Consider the following 11,703-nt stretch of genomic DNA (forward strand, 5'->3'; position numbering starts at 1 on the left):
TTACAAAAAAGCAACATCCTTTGGTTAAGCAGCAGATTCCGCTGAAGTTGAACCCCATCACGAAAAAAAGCAGGCATCAGATGCCTGCTATGTTGTGTCGCTCGCGCTGCTCCTTAACGATCAACCAGCACAAACTCCGTGGCGTTATAACGCTCACCCTGAATCTGTTGCGGATCAAATAGCACATCCAGCACGCTAATGTCAGCGCTGCTTAATTGCAGGGTTGCGGCAGCACAGTTTTGCTCCAGATGGGCAATTTTGCTGGCTCCCGGAATCGGCACAATAAACTCGCCTTTCGCCAGCACCCAGGCCAGTGCCAGCTGCGCTGGCGTGGCGTCATAACCTGCAGCCAGCTCTGTCAGCTGATTCACTAACTTCTGGTTATGCGTTTGAGCGTCCTGCTGGAAACGCGGCAGATAACGACGGAAATCATCCTCAGCCAGCGTTGCCGCAGCGGGGAATTTACCGGTCAGAAAGCCACGTCCCAGCGGGCTGTAAGGCACAAAACCGATATTAAGCTCGCGGCAGGCGGCAAAGATCTCCTGCTCCGGATCGCGCGTCCACAACGAGTATTCACTTTGCAGCGCGGAAATCGGATGTACCGCACAGGCACGGCGCAGGGTCGCCGGGGAGACTTCCGACAAACCCAGATATTTGACTTTGCCTTCGCGCACCAAATCGGCCATCACGCCGACCACTTCTTCAATCGGCACAGCAGGATCAAGACGATGCTGATAGAGCAGGTCGATACTTTCCACCCCAAGCCGCTGCAGCGATCCCTCTACCGCACGGCGAATATGTGCCGGATCGCTGTTGGCTCCTGTCACACGCTCCCAACCTTCCCCTTGCTCATTGATACGGAAACCAAACTTGGTCGCCACTTTAATGTCTTTACGCCCCTTCAGGGCTTTTGCCAGCAAGGTTTCATTGGTGAAGGGGCCGTAAACTTCAGCCGTATCGAGAAAATCGACACCCAGCTCAAAGGCGCGGGCCAGGGTATTCAGCGCCTGTTGCTCATCATTGGGCCCGTAGGCGAATGACATCCCCATGCAGCCCAGCCCCAGTGCCGAAACCTGTAATCCCTGGCTGCCTAATTGACGTTGTTGCATTGTTTCATCCTCTTCGCTGTCAGTGTTATTGTTATAACCCTCAACAATCACCGCAACAATTGAGGCATTCTTGCCGATTTAGTGAGTGAAATTCAGCAATGAGTCAATATCGCGCCACGCTACAGGAACTGGAGATGTTTGCCGCTATCGCCCAGCATCTGAGCTTTCGTAAAGCCGCCGCAGAACGCAATATCACGCCATCGGCACTTAGCCACGCGATGCGTAATTTTGAAGAACGCCTCGGCATGCGGCTTCTCAATCGCACCACACGCAAAGTGGCACTGACGCCCGCCGGGGAGCGCTTTCTCCAGCGCATCCAGCCCGCGTTACAGGATTTGGCGCAGGCAGTGGATGAACTGAATGACTGGCGTAGCGATCCGCAAGGGAACCTGCGTATCAGCATCCCGCGCTCTGCCGAAGCCCTGTTTTTCCAGTCGCTCATTCTGCCGTTTATGCAGCGCTTTCCGCAGATCAGCGTGGAAATCGACAGCAACGACACGCTGCTGGACATTGTCACGGCCGGTTTTGACGCCGGTGTCCGTTATGGTGCCGTGCTGGCGCAGGATATGGTGGCCGTACCGTTTGGCGAACCGATGCGTGCAGTGGCGGTCGCCACCCCGGAATTTATCGCCCACCACGGCGTGCCGCAGACTCCGGCAGAGTTGCTGCACTTTCCCTGCATTGAGCGACGCTTTCCCAGCGGACGTCGCTATCGCTGGGAATTCTGGCAGGATGGACAGAAACAGGAGGTGGCCGTGCGCGGCTCCCTGATACTGGACAATAACGAGCGGATTCTGCAAGCCGCACTGGCGGGTGCAGGCATTGCTTTTTTGCATCAGGGCACCGTGGCTGAAGCGCTGCAAAGCGGAGAACTGGTGGAAATCCTGCCGGAATTTACCCAGGTAGAAGAAGGCTTCTGGCTTTATTATCCCAGCCGGAAATATATCCCTACGCCACTACGCTATTTTATTGACTGGCTTAAAGAAAACAGGAATATAAATAACACTTCCTGTTAGTAGATTAATTAAATAAAAAATTAATTCTGACAAAAAAGAATAAAAATAACAGGTGAAAATAATAAAAAACAGATTAGACTGCCTGCGGGCGCTTGAGACAATCTGTCTTAAGCATCAGAAATGATATTGAGGTGGGTTGTGGAGAGTTTGCTCGCGGGATTAATTTTACTTAACCACCGCGAGCGAGCGACTACCCTACACCTAGCAATGTCAGGGTAGTCTCTTGCTCGCTTTAAATCAAGGAGCAAGTGACGATGAGGTCAATATTCGGCAAACTGGTTATCAGCGGAATTCTCTTATTAGGATTCTGTCTCATCAACCGCAATTCATTGTGTGAGTTACGATTGAGGATATTCACTGCTGAATTATCAGCGGTTATGGCCTGTGAAGGCAGACCGTAGAAACTTCATTAAGCGGGGATTCGTCCCCGCTTTTCCGTCACTGTTCAGGCGTTAGCTCAGGCGCCCATTTCGTTATTCAACTTAAATAACCACGTAATAAAAAACGGCTCCCTTAAGGAGCCGTCTGTTTATTTCTCAGCGCTTATTTCTTTTTCGCTTTCGGGTTCGGCAGGTCGGTAATGCTACCTTCGAACACTTCCGCCGCCAGACCAACGGATTCATGCAGCGTTGGGTGCGCATGGATGGTCAGCGCGATGTCTTCCGCATCACAACCCATTTCGATAGCCAGACCGATTTCACCCAGCAGCTCGCCGCCGTTGGTACCAACAATGGCACCACCGATAACACGGTGAGTTTCTTTGTCGAAAATCAGTTTGGTCATACCGTCAGCGCAGTCAGAAGCGATAGCACGTCCAGAAGCAGCCCACGGGAAGGTGGAAACTTCGTAGCTGATGCCTTTTTCTTTCGCTTCTTTCTCGGTCAGACCCACCCATGCCACTTCCGGCTCGGTGTAGGCGATTGACGGAATCACTTTCGGATCGAAGTAGTGCTTCATACCGGCGATAACTTCAGCCGCTACGTGACCTTCATGCACGCCTTTGTGCGCCAGCATCGGCTGACCCACGATATCACCGATAGCGTAGATATGCGGCACGTTGGTACGCATTTGCTTGTCGACGCGGATGAAACCACGGTCGTCCACTTCCACGCCCGCTTTGCCCGCATCCAGGCCTTTACCGTTCGGTACGCGGCCAATCGCCACCAGCACCGCGTCATAACGCTGGGCTTCAGTTGGTGCTTTTTTACCTTCCATGGAAACGTAAATACCGTCTTCTTTCGCTTCAACGGCAGTCACTTTGGTTTCCAGCATCAGGTTGAATTTCTTGCTGATACGTTTGGTGAAGACTTTCACCACGTCTTTATCGGCAGCCGGGATCACCTGGTCAAACATTTCAACCACGTCAATATCTGAACCCAGCGCATGGTAAACGGTACCCATTTCCAGGCCGATGATACCGCCGCCCATCACCAGCAGGCGCTTCGGTACTTCTTTCAGTTCCAGTGCATCGGTGGAATCCCACACGCGCGGATCTTCATGCGGAATGAACGGCAGTTCAATCGGACGAGAACCGGCCGCAATGATGGCGTTGTCGAAGTTGATGGTGGTTGCACCGCCTTCACCTTCTACCACCAGCGTGTTGGCACCGGTGAATTTACCCAGACCGTTCACCACTTTCACTTTACGGCCTTTGGCCATACCAGCCAGACCGCCGGTCAGTTGGGTGATGACTTTCTCTTTCCAGGTACGAATTTTGTTAATGTCGGTTGAAGGCTGGCCAAACACGATGCCGTGTTCTTCCAGTGCTTTCGCTTCTTCAATCACTTTCGCTACGTGCAGCAGCGCTTTTGACGGGATACAGCCTACGTTCAGACATACACCACCGAGGGTGCTGTAGCGCTCTACCAGTACGGTTTCCAGACCTAAATCAGCGCAACGGAAGGCTGCAGAGTAACCTGCAGGACCTGCCCCAAGTACCACGACTTGAGTTTTAATCTCTGTACTCATCATGACCTCTTATTAGATTTCCGGCGGCCAGACGCGAACCTGTCCCAGGCTCTGGATGCCCTTATTCCACCGGCACATTTCACCGCAAGAGTTTACAGAATTGTTAACAAACTGCCAACCGCGGCAACTCTGAATGCGTACAACAAGGCCGGCATTTGCCGGCCTTGATTAACTTCACATCACCAGACGGCGAATGTCCGACAGCATGTTGTTGATGATGGTGATAAAGCGCGCACCATCAGCACCATCGATCACGCGGTGGTCGAAGGAAAGAGAGATTGGCATCATCAGACGTGGTGCAAACTCTTTACCGTTCCATACCGGTTCCATCGCAGACTTGGACACACCGAGGATAGCCACTTCCGGCGCGTTAACGATTGGCGCGAAGTGCGTGGTACCGAGGCCACCCAGGCTGGAAATGGTGAAGCATCCACCCTGCATGTCGCCTGCGGTCAGCTTGCCGTCACGCGCTTTTTTCGAAACAGCCATCAGCTCACGCGACAGTTCAGTGATGCCTTTTTTGTTCACATCTTTGAACACCGGAACCACCAGACCGTTCGGCGTATCGACCGCCACACCGATGTTGATGTATTTCTTCAGCGTCAGTTTCTGACCGTCTTCAGACAGTGAACTGTTGAAACGAGGCATCTGCTCCAGCGCTGCCGCCACCGCTTTCATGATAAACACCACCGGGGTGAATTTCACATCCAGCTTACGTTTCTCGGCTTCGCTGTTCTGCTGTTTACGGAACGCTTCCAGATCGGTGATGTCGGTTTTGTCGAAGTGGGTAACATGCGGAATCATCACCCAGTTGCGGCTCAGGTTGGCACCAGAGATTTTCTGGATACGGCCCAGTTCCACTTCTTCGATTTCGCCGAACTTGCTGAAATCAACTTTCGGCCATGGCAGCAGGCCTGGCAGGCTACCACCGCTGGCAGCAGCAGCCGGTGCAGCTTCAGCGCGTTTCACCGCGTCTTTCACGTATGCCTGCACGTCTTCTTTCAGGATGCGACCTTTACGACCGGTGCCTTTGACTTTCGCCAGGTTGACACCGAACTCGCGCGCCAGGCGACGAATCACCGGCGTAGCGTGGACGTAAGCATCGTTCTCAGCAAAGTCGCTTTTCGCATCGGCTTTCGCCACAGCCGGAGCGGGTTGCGCAGCTGCCGGGGCCGGAGCCGCTTCCTGTTTCGCAGCCGGTGCGGCAGCAGCAGGCGCAGCGCCTTCTACTTCGAACACCATGATAAGCGAGCCAGTTTTAACCTTGTCGCCGGTAGCCACTTTCAGCTCTTTAACGGTGCCCGCAAACGGTGCCGGAACTTCCATCGAAGCTTTGTCGCCTTCAACCACAATCAGAGACTGTTCAGCGGAGACTTTATCGCCCACTTTCACCAGCACTTCAGTGACTTCAACTTCATCACCACCGATGTCAGGGACGTTGACGTCTTTCGCGCCAGCCGCCGCTGCCGGGGCGGGTGCCGCAGCAGGCTGTGCCGCTGGTGCAGCGGCAGGTGCAGCGCCTTCCGCTTCGAACACCATGATAAGCGAACCGGTATTCACTTTGTCGCCGGTGGCAATTTTGATCTCTTTCACCACGCCCGCGAACGGTGCCGGGACTTCCATAGAAGCCTTGTCGCCTTCCACGGTGATCAGTGACTGCTCAGCCGCAACGGTATCGCCAACCTTGACCAGAATCTCAGTCACTTCAACTTCGTCACCGCCGATATCCGGCACATTAACGTCTTTGCTGACCGCTGCCGCAGCAGGTGCTGGTGCCGCTTCCGCTTTCTTCTCTTCTGCCGCCGGTGCAGCTGCTGCTGCACCCTCTGCGTCAAAGATCATGATGAGCGAGCCGGTTTCTACTTTGTCACCGGTAGCAATTTTGATTTCTTTCACCACGCCAGCCTGCGGCGAAGGCACTTCCATCGAGGCTTTGTCGCCTTCTACGGTGATCAGCGACTGTTCGGCTTCTACCTTGTCGCCCACTTTGACCAGGATCTCAGTGACTTCAACTTCATCTGCCCCGATATCCGGCACTTTAATTTCGATAGCCATTACTCTCTTACCTCTTAAGCCAGACGCGGGTTAACTTTATCGGCATCGATGTTGAATTTGGTGATCGCTTCTGCCACCACTTTCTTATCGATTTCGCCGCGTTTAGCCAGTTCACCCAGGGCTGCAACCACGACATAAGATGAATCCACTTCGAAGTGGTGACGCAGGTTCTCACGGCTGTCAGAACGGCCGAAACCGTCGGTGCCCAGTACGCGGTAATCGCTGGCTGGCACGTAGCTACGAACCTGTTCAGCAAACAGTTTCATGTAGTCAGTTGACGCCACGGCTGGAGCTTCATTCATCACCTGAGCGATGTAAGGTACGCGCGGAGTTTCTGTCGGATGCAGCATGTTCCAGCGCTCACAATCCTGGCCATCACGTGCCAGTTCGGTGAACGAGGTCACGCTGTAGACGTCAGAGCCGATACCGTAGTCTTTCGCCAGGATCTGCGCAGCTTCACGCACGTGACGCAGGATAGAACCTGAACCCAGCAGCTGCACTTTGCCTTTGCTACCCTCTACTGTTTCCAGCTTGTAGATACCCTTACGGATACCCTCTTCCGCACCCTGCGGCATCGCCGGCATGTGGTAGTTTTCGTTCAGCGTGGTGATGTAGTAGTAAACGTTTTCCTGCGCTTCGCCGTACATACGTACCAAGCCGTCATGCATGATGACTGCCACTTCGTAGGCATAAGACGGATCGTAAGAAATACAGTTCGGGATAGTCAGCGACTGAATATGGCTGTGACCATCTTCATGCTGCAAACCTTCGCCGTTCAGGGTAGTACGACCGGAGGTGCCGCCCACGAGGAAGCCACGCGCCTGCTGATCGCCCGCCAGCCACATCAGATCACCGATACGCTGGAAGCCGAACATTGAGTAATAGATGTAGAACGGAATCATCGGCAGATTGTTGGTGCTGTAAGAAGTCGCCGCCGCCAGCCAGGATGAACCAGCACCCAGCTCGTTGATCCCTTCCTGCAGAATCTGGCCTTTCTCGTCTTCTTTATAGTAAGCAACCTGCTCGCGGTCCTGCGGGGTGTACTGCTGACCGTTCGGGCTGTAGATACCAATCTGACGGAACAGACCTTCCATGCCAAAGGTACGGGCTTCGTCTGCCAGAATCGGCACCAGACGATCTTTGATCGACTTGTTCTTCAGCATCACGTTCAGCGCACGCACGAAGGCGATGGTGGTAGAGATCTCTTTGCTCTGCTCTTCCAGCAGCGCACTGAACTCTTCCAGCGCCGGCATTTCCAGCTTCTCAGTGAAATGCGGCTGACGTGTCGGCAGGTAGCCGCCCAGCTTCTCACGCTGACCATGCAGATAGTTGTACTCTTCAGACCCTTTTTCGAAGGTCACGTACGGCAGTTTTTCAATGTTTTCATCGGCTACTGGCACATTGAAGCGATCGCGGATGTAGCGAACGCCATCCATGTTCATCTTCTTCACCTGGTGAGCGATGTTTTTGCCTTCCGCCGTGTCGCCCATACCATAACCTTTGATGGTATGCGCCAGAATCAGGGTCGGCTGGCCTTTGGTTTCCTGCGCTTTTTTCAGTGCCGCGTAGACTTTCTTCGGATCGTGACCACCGCGGTTCAGGGCGAAGATCTCTTCGTCTGACCAGTCTTTCACCAGCGCAGCGGTCTCCGGATATTTACCGAAGAAGTGCTCACGCACGTATGCGCCATCGCGTGATTTGAAGGTCTGGTAGTCGCCGTCGACGGTTTCGTTCATCAGCTGAATCAGTTTGCCACTGGTGTCTTTCTTCAGCAGCTCATCCCAGCGTCCGCCCCAGATCACTTTAATCACGTTCCAGCCAGCACCGGCAAAGATGCCTTCCAGCTCGTTGATGATCTTGCCGTTACCGGTTACCGGGCCATCCAGACGCTGCAGGTTACAGTTGATGATGAATACCAGGTTATCCAGTTTTTCACGGACCGCGATAGTGATCGCGCCTTTGGATTCCGGTTCATCCATCTCACCATCACCGAGGAAGGCGTAGACCGTCTGATCAGCGGTATCTTTCAGACCACGGTGCTCAAGGTATTTCAGGAATTTAGCCTGATAAATCGCATTGAGTGGGCCAAGACCCATAGAAACCGTCGGGAACTGCCAGAATTCAGGCATCAGTTTCGGGTGCGGATAAGAAGAGAGACCGTTGCCGTGTACTTCCTGACGGAAGTTGTTCATCTGTTCTTCGGTCAGACGGCCTTCAAGGAACGCACGAGAATAGATACCTGGAGAGATATGGCCCTGGAAGTAAACCAGATCGCCGCCATTTTTCTCGCTACGTGCGCGGAAGAAGTGGTTAAAGCACACTTCATAGATCGTCGCAGAAGACTGGAATGATGAGAGGTGACCACCCAGCTCCAGATCTTTCTTCGACGCACGCAGCACCGACATGATGGCGTTCCAGCGAATTGCGGAACGGATACGACGTTCAAGGGAGGCGTTGCCCGGATAGTCCGGTTCGTCTTCAACGGCAATAGAGTTGATGTAGTTGCTGACAGCAGAAGAACCTGCTGCAACTTTTACGCCGCCTTTGCGTGCAGCACTTAATACCTGGTCAATCAGATACTGCGCGCGCTCAACACCTTCTTCACGGATGACCGATTCGATCGCCTGTAGCCAATCACGAGTTTCGATCGGATCCACGTCATTGTGTAAACGTTCTGACATGGGGTGTATTCCTTATCTGTGTCTAATACGTTGAATTGTCAGGAGCCTGTCTGCTTGTGCTTTGCTTCAGTTCACAGCACAAGAAGACAGGCCCGTCGCTTTTTGATCCGCACGTTCGTTGCCGCGCGTTATTCCTTACGTTGCTGTAAACGACGCAGGGAGCGTTCACGACGACTCTGCTCCCGACTTCTGTCCAGCAAGATTTCCTCAATGAACGCCAGGTGACGGTGTGATGCCTCGCGTGCTTGTTCTGGCTCACGAGCCACAATCGCCTCAAAAATACTGGCGCGGTGACCGCTCACTTTCGCCAGCATTTCCCGGCGAGCGTAGAGCAATTCAAAATTCTGACGGACGTTTTGTTCCAGCATAGGGCCCATGGAACGCAGCAAATGCAAAAGCACCACATTATGGGCCGCTTCTGTGACAGCGATCTGATACTGCATCACGGCGTCCGCTTCGGCATCGAGATCGCCGCTGTCCTGTGCCTGCTGGATCTGAACATGGCAGTCGCGAATGCGCTGCAAATCCTCATCCGTACCCCGTAATGCCGCATAATAGGCAGCAATACCTTCCAGTGCATGGCGAGTTTCCAGCAGGTCAAACTGAGATTCAGGGTGTTGAGCAAGCAGGCCGACTAGCGGGTCGCTCAGGCTTTGCCAGAGATGTTTTTGGACGAAGGTACCGCCACCCTGACGGCGTAGCAGCAATCCTTTCGCCTCCAGGCGCTGGATCGCTTCACGAAGAGAAGGACGTGACACATCGAATTGTTTGGCGAGTTCGCGCTCGGGAAGCAACTTCTCTCCCGGCCGCAGCGTCCCTTCCATAATCAGGGATTCCAGCTGTTGCTCAATTGCATCGGAGAGCTTTGGTTGGCGAATCTTACTGTATGCCATCTTCCCTTCTTAGTTATGCCAGGCGTCCGGAGTAAATTGGTAATACCAATTGCCAAAAGGTGCCGGTAAAGTAACAAAGTATTCACCTTGTGTCTATATGGCAGCCGTCACACTTCAGGGGATTATCATTGGTTAAATGCGCTAAATGGCGCTGATAAAGACAGAAATAGAGCCTCAGGGAGAATTGTTAACAGAATTCTCTTTTACCAAACCTTACACAGATTTAGCGCTGCTCGTTCCCCGCAACCATAAGGGAAAGCTATTCGTGTTTATTACCAATTCATGTCAGAAATAGCGCGGCAGGCCAGCAGTGGATGCTGCTGCTTTTTCAGTCATCCCTCAGCACAAAAAGCAAAAGCAGGTGCAAATCGACGCGCTTATCACTATTCTGGTCGCCAGGGTAGCTTACGTATGCACACAGCACGCCAGGTACCGTAAATAAATGAGTACGTTATGTAAAAACAGCCTTACATTGGGCATAAAATAACAACATCACGAGGTTCGTATGGAACAACAACATGGCGACACGCTGCACCGCGGCTTGAAAAATCGCCATATTCAGCTCATTGCGCTGGGCGGCGCAGTGGGTACCGGTCTGTTTCTGGGCAGCGCATCGGTGATCAAATCCGCCGGTCCGGCGGTGATTCTCGGTTATGCCATTGCAGGATTTATTGCCTTTCTGATTATGCGCCAATTAGGCGAAATGGTAGTGGAAGAGCCGGTTGCCGGTAGCTTCAGCCATTTTGCTTACAAATACTGGGGCAACTTCGCCGGTTTTGCTTCAGGCTGGAACTACTGGGTGCTGTATGTGCTGGTTGCCATGGCCGAGCTGACCGCTGTCGGTAAATATGTCCAGTTCTGGTGGCCGGACTTCCCCACCTGGGCTACTGCCGCCATCTTCTTTGTGCTGATCAACGCTATCAACCTGACCAACGTGAAAGTGTTTGGTGAGATGGAGTTCTGGTTTGCCATTATCAAAGTGGTCGCGGTCATCGGTATGATCCTGTTCGGCGGCTGGCTGCTGTTCAGCGGCAACGGCGGTCCACAGGCAACCGTCAGCAACCTGTGGAACCAGGGCGGCTTCCTGCCAAATGGTTTTGGCGGGCTGGTGATGATGATGGCGATCATCATGTTCTCGTTCGGTGGCCTGGAGCTGGTGGGTATCACCGCCGCAGAAGCCGACAACCCGGAGCAGAGCATTCCTAAAGCCACCAACCAAGTGCTGTGGCGTATTCTGATTTTCTACATCGGCTCCCTGGCCGTGCTGCTGTCGCTGCTGCCATGGACCCGCGTTACCGCTGACACCAGCCCGTTTGTGCTGATCTTCCATGAACTGGGTGACTCACTGGTTGCCAATGCGCTTAACGTAGTGATCCTGACCGCCGCGCTGTCGGTGTACAACAGCTGCGTTTATTGCAACAGCCGTATGCTGTTCGGCCTGGCACAGCAAGGCAATGCCCCGAAAGCACTGCTGAAAGTCGATAAACGCGGTGTCCCCGTGACAACCATTCTGGTGTCAGCCGTCGCGACTGCGCTTTGCGTGCTGATCAACTATCTGATGCCAGGTGAAGCTTTCGGCCTGCTGATGTCTTTAGTGGTCTCTGCGCTGGTCATCAACTGGGCGATGATCAGCCTCGCGCACCTGAAATTCCGTAAAAAGAAAGACCAGCAGGGTGTCACCACGCGCTTCCCCGCCATTCTTTACCCACTGGGTAACTGGATCTGTCTGCTGTTCCTCGCGGCAATTCTGGTGATCATGCTGATGACCCCAGGCATGGCGATTTCAGTCTGGCTGATCCCGGTCTGGCTGATCGTGCTGGCAGTGGGTTACACCATTAAAAATAAAGCCCAGCAGGCGTAAAACTGTTCCTTCTGCCCGGCGTCTATGTCCGGGCAGATATTTCTCTTCTTTAGATCTTGCTCACACTTTTCCCCGTCCAGGTGTTTTGTCCATCATCGTGACCAATTGGTCCCCGCCAGA

Annotated in this window: 8 protein-coding genes; 3 read left to right on the forward strand and 5 right to left on the reverse strand. The window is 53.5% G+C overall.

Going from position 1 to position 11,703, the window contains the following annotated elements; genetic code table 11:
- Positions 1-113: 113 nt before the first annotated feature.
- Complete coding sequence (locus tag RCF31_RS09260; protein ID WP_416413123.1) at positions 114-1,109, reverse strand: aldo/keto reductase; 996 nt, start codon at positions 1,107-1,109, stop codon at positions 114-116.
- A 98-nt stretch (positions 1,110-1,207) separates the two neighbouring features.
- Between RCF31_RS09260 and RCF31_RS09265 the strand changes: the two genes are divergently transcribed.
- Entirely contained in the window at positions 1,208-2,125 is a 918-nt protein-coding gene (locus RCF31_RS09265) for a LysR family transcriptional regulator (RefSeq protein ID WP_416413124.1), read from the forward strand.
- 254 nt (positions 2,126-2,379) lie between these two features.
- Positions 2,380-2,526, forward strand: coding sequence for a Hok/Gef family protein (locus RCF31_RS09270; protein ID WP_416413125.1), 147 nt, complete (start codon positions 2,380-2,382; stop codon positions 2,524-2,526).
- A 142-nt stretch (positions 2,527-2,668) separates the two neighbouring features.
- Here RCF31_RS09270 and lpdA read toward each other — a convergent pair whose 3' ends face one another.
- The 4 genes from lpdA to pdhR all read right to left on the reverse strand — a co-directional run bounded on the left by lpdA (position 2,669) and on the right by pdhR (position 9,722).
- Positions 2,669-4,093: a dihydrolipoyl dehydrogenase gene (gene lpdA, locus RCF31_RS09275; protein WP_416413239.1), complete on the reverse strand. Its 1,425-nt coding sequence runs from the start codon at positions 4,091-4,093 to the stop codon at positions 2,669-2,671.
- Between the two features lie 174 nt (positions 4,094-4,267).
- The gene (gene aceF / locus RCF31_RS09280) at positions 4,268-6,148 is read right to left on the reverse strand and encodes a pyruvate dehydrogenase complex dihydrolipoyllysine-residue acetyltransferase (RefSeq protein ID WP_416413126.1); all 1,881 of its coding nucleotides are present in this window, start codon (positions 6,146-6,148) and stop codon (positions 4,268-4,270) included.
- A gap of 14 nt (positions 6,149-6,162) precedes the next feature.
- Entirely contained in the window at positions 6,163-8,829 is a 2,667-nt protein-coding gene (gene aceE / locus RCF31_RS09285; protein WP_416413127.1) for a pyruvate dehydrogenase (acetyl-transferring), homodimeric type, read from the reverse strand.
- A gap of 128 nt (positions 8,830-8,957) precedes the next feature.
- Positions 8,958-9,722 carry a pyruvate dehydrogenase complex transcriptional repressor PdhR gene (pdhR, locus tag RCF31_RS09290; RefSeq protein WP_013507880.1) on the reverse strand — a complete coding sequence of 255 codons (765 nt, stop codon included), beginning with the start codon at positions 9,720-9,722 and terminating at the stop codon, positions 8,958-8,960.
- A gap of 505 nt (positions 9,723-10,227) precedes the next feature.
- On the opposite strand from pdhR, the gene aroP reads away from it, so the two are divergent.
- Positions 10,228-11,583 carry an aromatic amino acid transporter AroP gene (gene aroP, locus RCF31_RS09295; protein ID WP_416413128.1) on the forward strand — a complete coding sequence of 452 codons (1,356 nt, stop codon included), beginning with the start codon at positions 10,228-10,230 and terminating at the stop codon, positions 11,581-11,583.
- The last annotated feature ends 120 nt before the right edge of the window (positions 11,584-11,703 follow it).

The sequence above is a fragment of the Pantoea sp. App145 genome (assembly GCF_047947045.1).
GTDB lineage: Bacteria > Pseudomonadota > Gammaproteobacteria > Enterobacterales > Enterobacteriaceae > Pantoea.